13 protein-coding genes are annotated in these 16,143 nt (G+C 67.7%); 9 read left to right on the forward strand and 4 right to left on the reverse strand.

Translation table 11 applies throughout. The features are described 5' to 3' along the window. Positions 1-88 precede the first annotated feature (88 nt). Positions 89-652: a hemerythrin domain-containing protein gene (locus tag KZZ07_RS10535; protein WP_219514041.1), complete on the forward strand. Its 564-nt coding sequence runs from the start codon at positions 89-91 to the stop codon at positions 650-652. A 273-nt stretch (positions 653-925) separates the two neighbouring features. Here the strand turns inward: KZZ07_RS10535 and KZZ07_RS10540 are convergent, their stop codons facing one another. Then, complete coding sequence (locus KZZ07_RS10540) at positions 926-2,740, reverse strand: serine protease (protein WP_255564285.1); 1,815 nt, start codon at positions 2,738-2,740, stop codon at positions 926-928. Positions 2,741-2,911: 171 nt separating this feature from the next. Here KZZ07_RS10540 and KZZ07_RS10545 point away from each other — a divergent pair, with 171 nt between their 5' ends. From KZZ07_RS10545 to glmM, 8 genes are all read left to right on the forward strand, one after another. Then, entirely contained in the window at positions 2,912-3,841 is a 930-nt protein-coding gene (locus KZZ07_RS10545) for a glycine--tRNA ligase subunit alpha (RefSeq protein ID WP_219514042.1), read from the forward strand. A gap of 14 nt (positions 3,842-3,855) precedes the next feature. Beyond that, positions 3,856-4,374, forward strand: coding sequence for a DUF6446 family protein (locus KZZ07_RS10550; RefSeq protein ID WP_219514261.1), 519 nt, complete (start codon positions 3,856-3,858; stop codon positions 4,372-4,374). Further along, positions 4,375-6,606 (forward strand): glycine--tRNA ligase subunit beta, encoded by a 2,232-nt coding sequence (gene glyS / locus KZZ07_RS10555; RefSeq protein ID WP_219514044.1) that lies wholly within the window; start codon positions 4,375-4,377, stop codon positions 6,604-6,606. Between the two features lie 589 nt (positions 6,607-7,195). Then, on the forward strand, positions 7,196-9,709 hold the full coding sequence (locus KZZ07_RS10560) for a putative PEP-binding protein (protein WP_255564292.1): 2,514 nt from the start codon (positions 7,196-7,198) through the stop codon (positions 9,707-9,709). A gap of 172 nt (positions 9,710-9,881) precedes the next feature. Beyond that, positions 9,882-10,571, forward strand: coding sequence for a cell wall hydrolase (locus KZZ07_RS10565; RefSeq protein ID WP_219514047.1), 690 nt, complete (start codon positions 9,882-9,884; stop codon positions 10,569-10,571). Between the two features lie 94 nt (positions 10,572-10,665). Continuing rightward, on the forward strand, positions 10,666-11,604 hold the full coding sequence (locus tag KZZ07_RS10570) for a dihydroneopterin aldolase (RefSeq protein WP_219514048.1): 939 nt from the start codon (positions 10,666-10,668) through the stop codon (positions 11,602-11,604). 39 nt (positions 11,605-11,643) lie between these two features. After that, positions 11,644-12,657: a dihydropteroate synthase gene (folP, locus tag KZZ07_RS10575; protein WP_219514049.1), complete on the forward strand. Its 1,014-nt coding sequence runs from the start codon at positions 11,644-11,646 to the stop codon at positions 12,655-12,657. Continuing rightward, positions 12,654-13,997, forward strand: a complete 1,344-nt coding sequence (glmM, locus tag KZZ07_RS10580) for a phosphoglucosamine mutase (RefSeq protein WP_219514050.1) — start codon at positions 12,654-12,656, stop codon at positions 13,995-13,997. Before folP ends, glmM begins: the two co-directional genes overlap by 4 nt. A gap of 92 nt (positions 13,998-14,089) precedes the next feature. Here glmM and KZZ07_RS10585 read toward each other — a convergent pair whose 3' ends face one another. The 3 genes from KZZ07_RS10585 to KZZ07_RS10595 form a co-directional block, all read right to left on the reverse strand. Then, positions 14,090-14,629: a DUF2937 family protein gene (locus tag KZZ07_RS10585; protein ID WP_219514051.1), complete on the reverse strand. Its 540-nt coding sequence runs from the start codon at positions 14,627-14,629 to the stop codon at positions 14,090-14,092. A gap of 92 nt (positions 14,630-14,721) precedes the next feature. Beyond that, on the reverse strand, positions 14,722-15,654 hold the full coding sequence (locus tag KZZ07_RS10590) for a serine hydrolase domain-containing protein (protein WP_219514053.1): 933 nt from the start codon (positions 15,652-15,654) through the stop codon (positions 14,722-14,724). Next, the gene (locus tag KZZ07_RS10595) at positions 15,648-16,115 is read right to left on the reverse strand and encodes a hypothetical protein (RefSeq protein ID WP_219514054.1); all 468 of its coding nucleotides are present in this window, start codon (positions 16,113-16,115) and stop codon (positions 15,648-15,650) included. Before KZZ07_RS10595 ends, KZZ07_RS10590 begins: the two co-directional genes overlap by 7 nt. Positions 16,116-16,143 lie beyond the last annotated feature (28 nt).

Raw genomic sequence — 16,143 nt, forward strand, 5'->3', positions numbered from 1 at the left:
CCCAGTGCGCCCTCCTGTGCGTTCGGGGCCCCTGCCCTGTGCAGCCCTGCGAATTGTTATACTATAACGCACGCCCCATCTGGGTCTCATGACTTACGACATCGAGACCCGCAGCGGTCTGCCCACTGAAATGCAGACCCTGCTCCGGGTCCTGCCACGCGATGGCTGGCAGGCGCACCCGGGACTTGCCGACAGCACCCGCAACTGGATGCGCGCGCACCAGGGGTTTCGCCAGCTTGGCGAGATCCTGCAGGAGGAGACCGAGGCCTTTCTGGACAACAGGATCGAGGACCAGGCCTATGCCGGGCGGTTGGCCCATTTCGGCAACCTGCTGGTGGGTAACCTGCACGGGCACCACAGCTGGGAAGACCACAGGTTTTTCCCCGAGCTGGAAGAGGCCGACCCGCGCTTTGCCTCTGGGCTGGAGATGCTGGAAAGCGACCATGTCGCGCTGGACGACTTGCTGGACCGCTTCACGCGGGCGGCCAATCGGACGGTGCAACTGGCCACGCTGGAGCCGCGCCAGATGGGCGAAGAGGCCCGCCCGGTGCGTGACCTGTCGGAAACCCTGCGCGGGTTCCTTGCCCGGCACCTGACCGATGAGGAGGATCTTGTCGTGCCGATCCTGTTGCACCATCGGCTGCGCGGCTAGGCACCGCACGCTGCGTCAAGCAAGGGTTAACCGGGATCGGGCAAAACCCGTCCCGGTCGACCAGCAAACCGGATCAGCACCCCTCCCTCGGGGTCCGTTCGATCTGCGCAGAACGGGGCGTTTCACGCCCCCAGGGCCGGGAGTGGCACCCCGGCGCTTGCGATCCGTTTCCGGCGGCCGCCGGCCTTGCATCCGCCCCAATGGGCAAAGGCACAAAGAAAACCGCCCCGGTCAGACGACCGGGGCGGCATTCGCGCTGCGCTGACGACAGGCTTACCAGCAGCTGACAAGCACCGTCATCTCGGCGGCAAGATTGGTCAGGTCCTCAGGCGCCAGCGGGGTCAGCCCCCCGCGCGAAACCGGCTGAATGCCGTTGTTGCGCAGGAAATCCAGGATCATCTCGCCCTTGGCGGCAAAGCTGACCTGCTCTGGCAGGACACGCCCGCCGGGCGCCTCCTTGGGCAGCAGCATCCCCAGCACCGTGCCACCCGAGTCGAAGACGGGACCGCCCACGTCCCCCGGCAGCGCCGAGAGCGCAAGCCGCTTGACGCTGTCCTCGCCACCCAGGCCGCGCACGTCCTCCAGCGTACCGAAGGTCAGCGTCGGCGCCGTCAGCACGCCGCCAAAGGAAAAGCCGGCCACGGCCACCTCGGATTGCAGGCGCAGGTCACCCGAGCGGAACTGCGCCACCCGGCGCGGCGCCAGCCGTTCGACCGGAGTCAGCACCGCGATGCCAAGCCCCTCGTCCACCGCCAGGACGCGCGCATCGTGCACGCCGTTCAGCGTCAACCGTTCACAACCCGCCACCAGTGCCGAAGAGGTCAGCACCGTACCGCGCGCCTCGATGAAAAAGCCGGTGGCGCTGGCCTTGGCAGTGCGCACCTTGAGACCGGACACCAGGTCGACCGACTGATCGTCGTCGCTGACCAGCGCCGGGTCCAGCACGCCGTCGATGCGGGCATAGCTGTCCTGCATGATCTTCAGGACGCGGGTGCGGCGTTCCTCGTCGCCCGCGGGCCAGACCAGGCCGAACCCCTTGATCTCGCCGTTCTGCAGGCCGACCTCGAAACGGGTCACGATGCGGTCGTTCTCGCCGGTGATGGTAAAGCCGCGCGCATCGCGGCGACGCTCACCCTCGACCGGGATGATCTCCAGCGTCTGCATGATCTCGTAGAGACCCGCCAGGTTGCCCGCGTCGCCGGGCTGGCTGACCAGGATCACCCGCGCGCCCAGATCTCCCTTGGGCTTGTAGATCGCGAAGGGCGACTCGTAGCGGTCGAATTCGACCACGCCCAGCGGCAGCTCCATCGAGATACCGGTGCGCACATCCTGCACCAGTTCCATGCCCATGCCGTCCAGCACGGCATTGTACTGGCCCAGCAGCACCGCGCGCTGGCGTGTGCTGAGCACGCCGGTCGGATCGAAATCATTGGCCTCCTGCCAGCGCGACATCGAGGCCCGTGTGCCCGGACCGAAGGCGCCGTCGATGCCGCCGTTGTAGAACCCGGCCCATTGCAGGGCGATCTGCAGCGCATCGCGTTCCTCGCGCGTCAGCGCACGTTCAGAGGCGCGGGCCTCCTGCAGGGTTTCCTCGGGGATCTCGGGGGCGATCGGCTCGGGCGCGACAACCGGTGCCTCGGCCACCGGATCCGCCTGCGGGGCCGGCTGCGGCGCGGGCTGCGCCGCCGGATCGGCTGTGTCCTGCGGCACCGGCACCACCGGGGCGCCGTCGTTGTTCACGCCCACCGGCCAGAACTGCTGGCCGAAGGTTTCGCGCGCCTCGATGTAGCTGTCCGCCGGGATGCGCCGCGCCTGCAACAGCTCGTTCAGCCGCGCCTCGGCCTGCGCGCGGGTATAGGGGCCCAGCGCGATCCCGTACCAGCCGCCGCCCAGCGCAAAGCCGTTCACATCGGGCAGACGGCCCGAGTAGTCACGCACGGTGTCCTGCGCGCTGGCCAGCGAAGTGCGCGCCTCGACCTGGATGAAGACGATGTCATCCGCCGCCTGCGCCGATGCACCGTCCTGCACCAGTGTCGAAGCGACAACCAGCACCATCGCGAAGAAGACCGAAATTAGTCTTTGTATCATGGGAGTTATGGACCCTTTGGCTCTGCAATCTCAACCTTATCCACCGACCGAGTCTTATCAGAAGCCCCGGCATATGCACGCAAAAAGGGCGTGAGGCGCGCCCCTCCTATCAGATTGACCCCGCCCACGCACCGCCCTAATCAGGCGCAAGCCGAAAAAAGGAGCCCTGACATGGCCGAGAGCCTGCAGAAGCCACGCAGTTTCCAGGAGATCATCCTGCGCCTTCAGACCTATTGGTCCGCCAAGGGTTGCGCGATTCTGCAGCCCTACGACATGGAGGTCGGCGCAGGCACCTTTCACCCGGCCACGACGCTGCGCGCCCTCGGGCCCCGCCCCTGGGCCGCGGCCTATGTCCAGCCCTCGCGCCGCCCGACCGACGGGCGCTATGGCGAAAACCCCAACCGGCTGCAGCATTACTACCAGTTCCAGGTGCTGATCAAACCCAGCCCGCCGGACCTGCAGGCGCTCTACCTTGGCAGCCTGGAGGCCATCGGCATCGACATGGCGCTGCACGACGTGCGCTTTGTCGAGGACGACTGGGAAAGCCCGACGCTGGGCGCCTGGGGCCTGGGCTGGGAGGTCTGGTGCGACGGCATGGAAGTCAGCCAGTTCACCTATTTCCAGCAGGTCGGCGGCCATGACTGCACCCCCGTCTCGGGTGAGCTGACCTACGGGCTGGAACGGCTGGCGATGTATGTCCTGGGCGTCGATCACGTCATGGAAATGCCCTTCAACGATCCGCAAAGCCCCCAGCCGCTGACCTATGGCGATGTCTTCCGCCAGACCGAAGAAGAATATTCGCGCTGGAACTTCGACGTGGCCGACACAGAGGTCCTGCTGCGCCACTTCGAGGAGGCCGAGGCCGAATGCGCCCGCATCCTCGACCAGCCCGCCGACGACCCCAAGATGGACCGCCGCATCGTCATGGCGCATCCCGCCTATGACCAGTGCATCAAGGCCAGCCACATCTTCAACCTGCTCGACGCGCGCGGCGTGATTTCCGTGACCGAGCGGCAAAGCTATATCGGCCGGGTCCGCGCGCTGGCCAAGATGTGCGCCGATGCCTTCACCCAGACCGACGCCGGGGGGTATGCCGCGTGAACCTCGGCAAGCTCATGGCCATCGCCATCCTCCTCTGCGGCCTGATCGCGGGGGTCTCGATCTATTACCTGCAGGTCTACTACTTCTACGAAGAGGTGGTGCCGACGGGCACGGATGACGTCATGCTGACCACGCTCGACGGTGCGCGCACCGCGATCCCCTATGCCGATTTCCAGGGCATCGACGCCGACAGTTCCCCCATCCGCTACCGCGCCTGCTTTACCACCACGCTGACCCCCGCCGAGGCCGCAGAGACCTACAAGCCCTACGAGGGCGCCGAACCGCGCAACGCGCCCGGCTGGTTCGACTGTTTCGACGCCGAGGCCATCGGCGACGCGATCGAGGCGGGCACGGCCCGCGTCTTTACCGGCCATCGCAACATGGAATTCGGCATCGACCGCGTCGTGGCGATCACCGACGACGGCCGGGGCTATGTCTGGCACGAAATCAACGATTGCGGCGACAAGGCCTATGACGGCACGCCGCTGGGGGACGATTGTCCCGACCGCGACAGTTTCGAGAAGGATCAATAAATGCCCGATCTTCTGATCGAACTCTTCTCCGAAGAGATCCCCGCCCGCATGCAAGGCAAGGCGGCCCAGGACCTCAAGAAACTGATGACCGACGGCCTGGTCGAGGCCGGGCTGACCTATACCGGCGCCGAGGCCTTCTCGACCCCGCGCCGCCTGGCGCTGACACTCCACGGGCTGAGCGCCGAAAGCCCTACCCTGCGCGAGGAACGGCGCGGCCCCAAGGTGGGTGCGCCCGACAAGGCGCTGGAGGGATTCATGCGGGGCGCCGGTGTCACCCGCGATTTGCTCGAAGAGCGCGAAGAGAAAAAGGGCGCCTTCTACTACGCCACCGTGGTCACGCCGGGCCGCCCGGCCGCCGAGATCGTGGCCGAACAACTTGAAAAGACCCTGCGCAATTTCCCCTGGCCCAAGTCGATGCGCTGGGGCGCGGGCAGCTTGCGCTGGGTCCGCCCCCTGCACCGCGTCCTCTGCCTTCTGACCGACGAGGCGGGCGATCACCCGATCGAGCTGGACATCGATGGCATCAAGGCCGGCCAGATCACCGAAGGGCACCGCTTCATGGGCGACGGGCCGTTCGAGGTGACGGGTTTCGAGGATTATGAGACCCGCCTGAAACGCGCCTTTGTCATCCTGGACCCGCAGGCGCGCGCCGATGCGATCTGGCATGACGCCACCAACATGGCCTTTGCCCGCGGGCTGGAAGTGGTCGAGGACGCGGGGCTCTTGCGCGAGGTCGCGGGGCTGGTGGAATGGCCCGTCGTGCTGATGGGCGACATCGCCGAGGATTTCCTGGGCCTGCCGCCCGAGGTCCTGCAGACCTCGATGAAGGAACACCAGAAGTTCTTTTCGGTGAAGAACCCCGCCACGGGCCGGATCGAGAAATTCGTCACCGTCGCCAATATCGAGACGGCGGACAATGGCGCCACCATCCTCGCCGGCAACCAGAAGGTGCTGGCCGCCAGACTGTCGGATGCCAAGTTCTTCTGGGAAAACGACCTGCGCGTGGCCAAGTCCGAAGGGCTGTCGGCCTGGACCGAGCGGCTGGGCAACGTGACCTTCCACCACGCGCTGGGGTCGCAGCGCGACCGCATCGCACGGATCACGGCGCTTGCGCGCAGCATCGCCCCCGCCGTCAGCGCCGACCGGCAGCTGGCTGGCGAGGCGGCGGATGTGGCCAAGGCCGACCTGTCGTCCGAGATGGTCTACGAATTCCCCGAACTGCAGGGCCTCATGGGCCGCTACTACGCCGAGGCCGCGGGCCTGCCGACCGAGGTCGCCGCCGCCTGCGAGGACCATTACGCGCCGCTGGGCCCCTCCGACGCGGTGCCGACGGCCCCGGTGTCCGTCGCCGTGGCGCTGGCGGACAAGCTGGACACACTGACCGGCTTCTGGGCCATCGACGAAAAGCCAACGGGTTCCAAGGACCCCTATGCCCTGCGCCGCGCCGCCCTTGGCGTGATCCGGCTGGTGCTGGAAAACGGGCTGCGGATCAACCTCGACCGGTTCATCGACGCGCAACTGGTGCGCCACAAGATCGCGCTGAAGAATGGCGACCTCGACGACAGCCAACGCGCCGAGCTTGAGGAACTGGTGGAGGAGATCGCGGATCACGGCGTCTTTGGTGCCGCCTGGGCCGCCCTGCGCGAACGCCTCTCGACCGGCGGCGAGGAGATCGCCCCCGTTGTGGCCCCGGTTCCCGATCTCTCGGACGACCTGCTGGGCTTTTTCCACGACCGGCTCAAGGTCTGGCTGCGCGACCACGGCATCCGCCACGACGTGATCGACGCCTGCCTGGCCATGCCGGGCACCGACGACCTGGCGCTGCTGGTCACGCGGGCGCGGGCGCTGTCGGATTTCCTCAAGACCGACGATGGCGAGAACCTCTTGCAGGGCTTCAAGCGCGCCAACAACATCCTGGCCCAGGCCGAGGAGAAGGACGGCGTGGAATACAGTTTCGGCGCGGATGTGAAATTCGCCGAGACCGAGGAGGAACGCGCGCTGTTTGCCGCGCTGGAGGCCGCCGAAGCGCGCATCGCCCCGGCCATGACAGCCGAAGACTTCGGCACCGCGATGGAGGCGATGGCCGCACTGCGCGCGCCCATCGACGCGTTTTTCGAGGCGGTGCAGGTCAATGCCGAAAACCAGGTGGTGCGCCGCAACCGGCTGAACATGCTTGCCAGCATCCGCAAGACCTGCCTGCAGGTGGCCGACCTGACGAAGATCGAGGGGTGATTGCCTGAACCCGCGCCCTAGGAGCGGGAAAACTGTCCAGTGGACAGTTTGAGGCTATCACGGGCGAAGCCCCGGGCCGCAGGCATTTGACGCACCGCCCAGGCGGGCGTCACGCAGGCGCTTGCCGCCCGCGCCCGGCGATTCGGCGTCGGTCAAGGAGGCGCAGCCCCGCGCCGGAGGCGCGGCTTGTCCTTGACGGACGGCGACTCGCCTGGACCCTTGAAAGGGCGCTCTGAGGGCAGACCTGCCCCTCAGACGCCTCTCGGCAGACACCCCACAGCCCTGCCAAAGGCGCCCCGTCCGCAGTCTTGCAGGACGATCCCACCAGCGGCGCGCGGCGGCGCGGGGTGGGTGGGCGGGAGCGACGCCGCGCGCTCGCTCCGGAGGCGCGTCAAAAACCCATGGGCCAAAGGCGCGTCAAAAAACCAATGGGCCGGAGGCGTGTCCTGGCCCCTATCCCACCCGATCCGTTTTCCCGCCTTGCCAAGACCCGCCAACTTCCTATGCTGCACCACAGACCAGAGGTGCTGCAGTGCAGAAACCCGATATCCAGAACCCGCACGTGACCCTGATCACGCAGGACGCGCCCATGTCCACGCCCAGCCACGGCGGGCGGGCAAAATGCCTGCAACGGCTGGTGCGTCTCGACCTGCCCGTGCCGCGGACGGTTGCACTCTCCTTTGACGCCGTGCACCGCATCGCGTCGGGCAAGTTCCCCGACATGGAGGCGCTCATCGCCGCCTTCGATCCGGACGCCCTGCTCTGCGTGCGCCCCTCCTCCGAGGACCCGGATTGGGGTGGGCCGGGTGCAATCCTGAACATCGGCATGAATGACGCGCGCTTCGTAGACATGTCCGACCAGATCGGCAACGAGGCCGCCGCCGGGCTCTACCTGCGCTTCGTCCAGGCCTATGCGATCCACGTGGCCCGGCTGGATCCCGACATCTTCGACGAGATCGAGGATACCGGCACCGCCGGGCTCTCCGCCGCGCTGCGCGCCTACGAGGAAGAGGCCGAAGAGCAATTCCCCCAGGACCCCGCCCGCCAGCTGCGCGAGGTGTTGCGCAGCATGGCCCGCGCCTGGGAAGGCACCTCGGCCCGGCTGTTGCGCCAGGCCAAGGGCGCGCCGGTGGATGCGGGGCTTGGCCTCGTGGTGCAGGAAATGGCGCTGGGGCTGGGCCACGGCGAATGCGGTTCCGGCGTGTTGCAACTGGTCAATTCCGACACCGGCAAACGCCAGCTGACCGGCCGCTACCTCAGCCAGAGCCAGGGCCGCGAGGCCCTGCATGGCGGGGCCGCCAGCCTCTACCTCGAACGCGATCCGCGCGGCCCCTCGCTGGAGGAACTGGCGCCCAAGGCCTTTGCCGATCTCAAGGCGCACGCCGACCTGATGCGCGCGCGCCTGCGCGCCGAGATGCAGATCGAGTTCACCATCCAGAACGGCGAGGTGCACATCCTGGACGGGGTGCGCGTCAAGGCCAGTTCGCGCGCGGCGCTGCGCATCGCGGTACACTTGGCGCAGGACGGGATCATCACGCCGGAGGACGCGGTGCTGCGGATCGAACCCCGCGCCATCAGCGAACTCTTGCACCGCCAGGTTGCCCCGGAGGCCCGGCGCGAGGTCATCGGGCGCGGCATCGCCGCCAGCCCCGGCGCGGCCACCGGCAAGATCGTCTTCTCCGCCGCCGAGGCACAGGCCAGCGCCGCGCGGAACGAGCCCTGCATCCTTGTGCGCCGCGAAACCTCTCCGGAGGATGTGCGCGGCATGCACGCGGCCGTCGGCGTGCTGACCGAACGCGGCGGCATGACCAGCCACGCCGCGGTGATCGGGCGCGGCCTTGGCCTGCCCTGCGTGGTGGGCGCGGCCCGGATGAATTTCAACCTCCAGAACAAGACCATCCAGGGCGAGGACGGCCGCACCTACCGCGACGGCGAGACCGTCACCATCGACGGCACCGCCGGCCAGGTGCTGCGCGGCGCGCCCGAGATGGTCGAGGCGGCGCTGGACGAGGCTTTCAACACACTGATGGGCTGGGCGGACGAGGCGCGCGACATCGGCGTGCGGGCCAATGCCGACACGCCGGCCGACGCCGCCACCGCGCGCAATTTCGCCGCCCAGGGGATCGGGCTCTGCCGGACAGAGCACATGTTCTTCGAGGCCGACCGCATCACGCCCATGCGCGAGATGATCTTTGCCGATACGGTCGAGGACCGGCAGGCGGCGCTGTCGGTGCTATTGCCGATGCAGCGCAATGATTTCACGGAACTTTTCCGCATCATGGAGGGGCTGCCGGTCTGCATCCGCCTGTTCGATCCTCCCTTGCACGAATTCCTGCCCACCGACCGCGCGGGCCTGCGCGACCTGGCCGAGGCTCTGGATCTGCCGGTCTCGGACGTCACGCGCCGGGTGCAGTCGATGGGGGAATACAACCCCATGCTGGGCCTGCGCGGCGTGCGGCTTGGCATCACCGTGCCCGAAATCTACGACATGCAGGCGCGCGCCATCTTCGAGGCGACGCTGGACGCCAGCCGCGAGGGTGCGCCGCCAGTGGTGCCCGAGATCATGCTGCCGCTGGTCTCGGCCAAGCGCGAGGTCGACATCCTGCGCACCCGGATCGAGACCGTCGCCGCCGAGGTGCGCACCGAACGCGGGCGCGACATCACCTACCGGCTGGGCGTCATGGTCGAAACCCCGCGCGCCTGCCTGCGGGCCGACGAGATCGCACCCTTTTCGCATTTCCTGTCGTTCGGGACCAACGACCTGACCCAGATGACCTACGGGCTGTCGCGCGACGATGCAGGCCGGTTCATGTCGGATTACGTCAGCCAGGGCGTGTTCCGCGAAGACCCGTTCCACGTCCTCGACATCGACGGCGTCGGAGAGCTGGTGGCGACAGGCGTGCAGCGCGGGCGGGCGACCAACCCGTCGGTCACCCTGTCGATCTGCGGCGAACATGGCGGCAACCCCGAATCGATTGCCTTCTGCCGCTCGGCGGGGATGGATTACGTCAGCTGTTCGCCCTTCCGGGTGCCGGTCGCACGACTGGCCGCGGCCCAGCTTGCGCTGCGCGACCGGGGACTGGACGGACCGCGCAATCGCTAAGCCTGCAAGGCCGAAATCGCTCTGGGCGCGGGTCCGGGGTCACAGTTCGGGGGCAATCCGCCGGTGCGTCCCCGGGTATTCTTTACGCAAATGTCATTATTCGGTATGGCTGGGTCCGTCGCGTGACGTGAGGCACCACGCGATGCATGTTCGATTGGGGGATGTTTTCGACATGAAACTACTGACCACTGCCCTGCGCCGTGGCCTTGTTCTTGCGGCCTTTTCGCTTGTTGCCGCACCTCTGGCCCTGACTTCCGGCCCGGTTTCTGCCGACCCGGCCCGAAGCGCGCAGACACTTCTTTCGCTGGAAAGCCGCGCGCTGGCGCGCGTCGGCAATGCCCATCTGAAGGGGCTTGTCACGCCTGTGAAACCGATACCTGTCGCGGCAGGCACGGTGACCGGCGGCGGCGGCTTTCTCTATGACAAGACCTGGCTGTCCCGGCAGCCCGCGCCCGAAGGCGGCCCGCAATGGCGCTGCCTGGCCGAGGCGCTGTATTTCGAGGCACGGGGCGAGACCGTCGAAGGGCTTTTCGCCGTCTCCGAGGTCATCATGAACCGCGTGTCGTCGAAACGCTTTCCGAACTCGGTCTGCGGCGTGGTGAACCAGGGCACCGGGCGCAAGTTCGCCTGCCAGTTCACCTATACCTGCGACGGCCGCCCGGAGCACATCGGCGACAAGCGCGCCTGGACCCGGGTGGGCAAGGTCGCCCGCGCGGTGCTGGACGGCAAGGCCACCGGCCTGACCAAGGGCGCCACGCATTACCATGCCACCTGGGTCTCGCCCGACTGGTCGCGCAAATACACCAAGACCTTTGCGCACGGGGTCCATATCTTCTACCGGCACACCTGGCGCGGCGAATAATCCGTCGCCAACGGTTCGCAAAAGGGCGCCTGCGGCTGGCCGTCGGGCGCCCTTTTCGTTACCACGGGCCATCAGACAACAGACAGGGGCCGACATGCCCAGCGACATCCGCCTAGCCTTTGCCCATCCTTCCGAACGCAGCGTGGCCACCGCCGGCGACACGCCACATGACCGGATCTCGGTCCGCGACCATGTGGTCGAGGTCGATATCGGCGCCTTCCAGGCCGAACGCGGCCAGAAACAGCGCGTGCGGTTCAACGTGGTGGTCGAGGTCATCCCCTTCATCGGCACGCTGGACGACGACGTCGACCGCATCCTGTCCTATGACCGGGTGACAGAGGCGATCAGCCACGAGCTGGAGGCGGAACGCCTCAACCTGCTGGAAACGCTGGCCGAACGCATTGCGGAACGTATCCTGCTGGAACCCCAGGCCCTGCGCGCCTTCGTGCGGGTCGAAAAGCTGGATCGTGGCCCCGGCGCGCTGGGGGTGGAAATCGTACGCTCACGCCGCGACGTGGCCGACCAGCTGGGCGAGATCGCCGAGGAAATGGCGCAGGAGCGTCCCCATGCGCGCGTCGTCTACCTGTCGAACGCGGCAATGGTCGATCCCCGCCTGCCCTCCTGGCTGGACCAACTGGAGGCCCGCCGCGCGCCGTTGATCCTCTGTGTCGGGCGTCCCGACACAGAGATCCCGCAGACCGGCCACAAGATGACGCAGCGCCGGGTCGACCTGTTGTCGATCGAACAGAACGCCTGGTGCCTGGCCGCGCGCGACGACCGCGCCAAGGTCGTCGCCACCCGCACGGAACTGGACTGGGCGATGAAGAACGGCCAGATCTGCGTCTGGGCGCCCTCCAAAATCGTGCTGGACGCGACCCAGGGTCCGCAGGCGAAACCGCGCGACTCCGTCGCGCTGGCGGCCTGGTTCGCGGACGAACTGGATGCCTGCGAACTGCTGGTGATCGGCGAAGACCTGCCGGAAGAGGCCAGGGTTCCCGCCCGCGCCCTGCCCCCGGGCCCCACGCTGTTCTAACCGCTTGCCAAGTCTTTCCGGATCGGTCAGTCACCCCGCATGAGCGTCTATTTCCGTCCCGTCGTCCGATTTGACAGCCTCCGCCCCGATGAGGCGCTCGACCTTGCGGGGGGGCCGGGCTGGTTCTCGGAGGCCGTCTGTCATCGCCGCGATGCGCCGCCGCGCACCGTTGCCCTGTCCGAGATCCCCGAGGACTGGCGCACGCGCCTGTCCGCCCCCCGGCCCGCCATCGCCGGCATGGTCCTGGACAGCCCGCGCATCATGGGCATCCTCAACGTCACGCCGGACAGTTTCTCGGACGGCGGCAACCACCAGACCGCCGCCAAGGCGGTGCAACGGGCGCGCCGCATGGTCAGCTCGGGCGCGCATATCATCGACATCGGCGGCGAAAGCACGCGCCCCGGCGCCCAGCCCGTCCCCAAAGAGGCCGAGATCGCGCGGGTAGAGCCGGTCATCACCGCCCTGTCGCGCGAACTGGCCACGCCGATCTCGATCGACACGCGCAAGTCCGCCGTGGCGGATGCGGCGGTCAGCGCCGGCGCGGCGCTGGTCAACGATGTCTCGGGCTTCACCTACGATCCGATGCTGGCGCATTACTGCCGCGACCGGAAGCTGCCCGTCTGCGTGATGCACGCGCGCGGCGATCCGGAAACCATGCAGCAGGACCCGCGCTACGACGATGTGCTGCTGGACGTCTACGACTTCCTGGCCGCGCAGGTCGCCATGCTCGAAGAGATGGGCATTCCGCGGGCGCGGATCATCGTCGATCCCGGTATCGGCTTTGGCAAGACGATCGAGCACAACCTGACATTGTTGCGTGACGTGGCGCTGTTCCACGGCATCGGCTGCCCGGTATTGGTGGGCGCCTCGCGCAAGGGCTTCATCGGCAAGATTTCCGGTGTCGAGACCTCGGCCGAACGGGTGTCCGGCTCTGTTGCCGTGGCCCAGGCGGTGGCCGCCCAGGGGGTGCAGATCGTCCGTGTCCACGATGTTTCAGCAACCGCCCAGGCGCTGGCCATGTGGCGGGCCATTTCGAAAGGAAGCTTTCCATGAGCCGCAAGCTTTTTGGCACCGACGGTGTGCGCGGGACCGCCAACACCTACCCGATGACCGCCGAGATGGCCTTGATGCTGGGCGCGGCCGTGGGGCGCTATTTCCGCAATGAACACTCGGGCGTGCACCGGGTGGTGATCGGCAAGGACACGCGCCTGTCGGGCTACATGTTCGAAAACGCGCTGACCGCCGGTCTGACCTCGACCGGTATGAACGTGCTGTTGCTTGGCCCGGTGCCCACGCCCGCCGTGGGGCTGCTGACCACTTCGATGCGGGCCGATCTGGGGATCATGATCTCGGCCAGCCACAACCCCGCCGCCGACAATGGCATCAAGTTCTTCGGCCCCGACGGCTTCAAGCTGTCCGATGGGGTCGAATCCGAGATCGAGGCGCTGGTCGAGGCCGGCGTGCGCCCCGCCATGCCCGACAACATCGGCCGCGCCCGGCGGATCGACGATGGCCGTTTCCGTTACCAGGAACGGGTCAAGAGCACCCTGCCCCACGGGTTGCGGCTGGACGGGATCAAGGTGGTGGTCGATTGCGCCAACGGCGCCGCCTACAAGACCGCGCCCGAGGTCCTCTGGGAGCTGGGGGCCGACGTGGTGCAGATCGGCACCGCGCCCAACGGTCTGAACATCAACGACAACTGCGGCTCGACCAAACCCGCCGCCGCCGCCGAGGCGGTGCGCCGGCACGGCGCCGACGTGGGCCTGTGCCTGGATGGCGATGCCGACCGGATCATCCTGATCGACGAGAACGGCCAGGTCGCCGACGGCGACCAGTTCATGGCCCTGTTGGCGGCCCGCTGGGCCGAAGAGGACCGCTTGAAGGGCGGCACGCTGGTGGCCACGGTGATGTCCAACCTCGGGCTGGAACGGTTCCTGGACGACCGGGGCCTGCGGCTTGAGCGGACCAAGGTCGGCGACCGCTACGTCGTCGAGGCGATGCGCTCGGGCGGGTGGAACCTGGGCGGCGAACAGTCCGGCCATATCGTGATGACCGATTACGCCACCACCGGCGACGGGCTGATGGCCGGAATGCAATTCCTGTCGGAAATGGTGCGCACGGGCAAGCGCGCCTCGGACCTGACCCAGAGCTTTACCCGCGTGCCGCAATTGCTCAAGAACGTGCGCTATGGCGCCGGCGCGCTGCCGCTGGACGTGGACAGCGTGAAAAAGGCGATCGAGGACGCCGAGGGGATGCTGACCGGCAAGGGCCGCCTGCTGATCCGCAAGTCGGGCACCGAACCGCTGATCCGCGTCATGGCCGAATGCGAGGACGAGGACCTGCTGAGCCAGGTCGTCAACGGCATCGTGGCCGAGGTCGAGGCGGTCGCCTGACCGTTTTCGCCACCGAGTCCCGGGCGTGACCCGGGACCTCTCGCCGTTTTGCCGCGCCGCCGGGACAGGCCTCCCGAAAAGCGCCCTCCGCCTCAGGCCTCGCCCCGGTTCGGGGTCTCGCCCCGCCCGCGCAGGGGGGCGGTCATGATCCGCCAGGACCGACGCAGGATCGAGAAAGCCAGCGCCAGCGCCGCCCAGCCCGCCAGGAACCCCGCCCCGGCAAAGATCGCGCCTTCGAAGGTGGCCGGCACCGCGGGTTTGAACGTCTCCAGCGCGCGCTTGGCTACTTCGCTGTCGGGCAGCACCTCGAAAGCCAGTTTTGCCCGCATGAAGGGCCCGGCCCCTTCCAGTTGCGCCAGCGCCGCCGAGAGGCGCTCGTGCCGGGCAATGTCGCTGGCCATGTTGCCCGCCTGGGTACGTGCCATCTCTCCCTCTTCGGCCAGGGCCGCCAGGTAGCCGTCCAGCTGCATCCCCATCCGCGCGGCGTCACCCTCGTACCGCGTGACCTGTCGGGAAAGCTCGTCCACCGCGCCGCCGAGGCGCTGCATGTATTGCTGGGAAAACTCGGGGAACTGCGACAGGCCCGCCGCGCCTGTCAGCCCGGCCGCAAGGGTCACTACCCGCAAGAACATCTGCCTGTGCCTCCCGTCGCGTCTTTTGGCGATCTTGAGGACAGGATGCCAGAAAACCCCTCCCCGGACGAGGGGAAAGCGCGTGCCGGGCGTCAGTCGGCGAAAACCGCGCGCGCCAGTGCCGCATCCAGCGCCACCATCGCGTCCCCGTCGACACAGGCACCATAGGCCGCGACCAGGGTGTATTTCCCTGCCCAGTTGACCGCGAAGGCGCCCAGGCCCGCGTCCTTGAAACACAGCGCGCCGAAATGCCAATGGTTGGCCGTGTCGCGCGAGGTACGGAACAGCATCCCCAAACCGTAGTGGACGCCGCCGCCCAGGTCGGCGGAGGGGGTGTCCCTTGGGTCCATCCTCGCGAAAGCGCCGCGCATCAGCCGCGCGTAGTCCCTGATCGACATCTGCCAGCCGCCCCAGGGGCCATAGCCGCCATACTCGGGTGAGAGTCGCGCCGTGGTGATCCCCAGCGGCGCCAGCACCCGGGGAGCGCAGGCCTTGTCGTACCAATCCCCCGCAACTTCCTCGATCACCAGGCCAAGCACGGCGTAATTCTCGTTGTTGTAGCGGTATTGCCCGCGCGTTCCCTCTTGCCGGGGCCGGTCAAGCGCCCGGGCGGTCACCTCCTGCCAGCGGCGCGCGGTGTCCCCGCGCCATTCGGCCATCGCGCCCTGCGTCTGGTCCGGCCAGAGGCCCGAGGTATGGGTCACGAGTTCGCCCAGCGTGATTGGGCCACCGCCCTCGATCCAGCGGTTCAGCGGATCGTCCCAGGCCATCAGGCCCTCGTCCACCAAGGCCGCGGCACAAAGCGCGGTGATCCCCTTGGACAGGCTGGCGACGGGCACCGCCAAATCGGGGTCATAGCCGCTGTCCTGCGCCAGCAACGGGCTGTCCCCGATCATGAAGACCAGCACGCCGGGCGGATTTCCCTGCGCCTCCAGCCATTTGTTCCATTCCAGCGCCACGCGGTCGGACTGTGCCAGGACCGGCGCGGCGGCCAGTGTCAGCAGCAGCGCAAGTGCCCTCAGCACGGGCCGAACCCCAGAGATCCGGCGATATCCCCGATTTGCGGATCATAGCGGGGTCGCAGCGCTTCGGGATAGCGGATTTCCAACGAGGCCAGCGCCTCTTCTCCGCCGCAGGTGCGGCCCGCCTCGACCCGCAGGTAAAAGATGGTCTCGCCGGCGTAGCCCGAGAGCACGAACCAGTCCGCCCCCGCCGCGTCATAGGTGATCTCGGCGCCGTCCTGTAAGTAGTACCCACGCCGGTTGGCGCGCTCCACGGCCAGCGGCTCCATCACCCAGCCGCCCCAAAGACGGATTTCCGCGCCATCGGGATAGAAGAAGGCCCGCCCGTCGTCATTGCCCGGGCGCGAGTCGATCTCGTAGCCCTCGGGCAAGCTGGCCGAGACGCCAAAGCGCCCCACGGTTTCCGACAGGACCGGGCCGGTCAGGCCCAGCCCGAGACACAGTGACAGGATGACATGACGCATGGGGACTCCGCGGGCAAATGCCCCCGGA

This window comes from Mameliella sp. CS4 (assembly GCF_019392335.1).
GTDB lineage: Bacteria > Pseudomonadota > Alphaproteobacteria > Rhodobacterales > Rhodobacteraceae > Antarctobacter.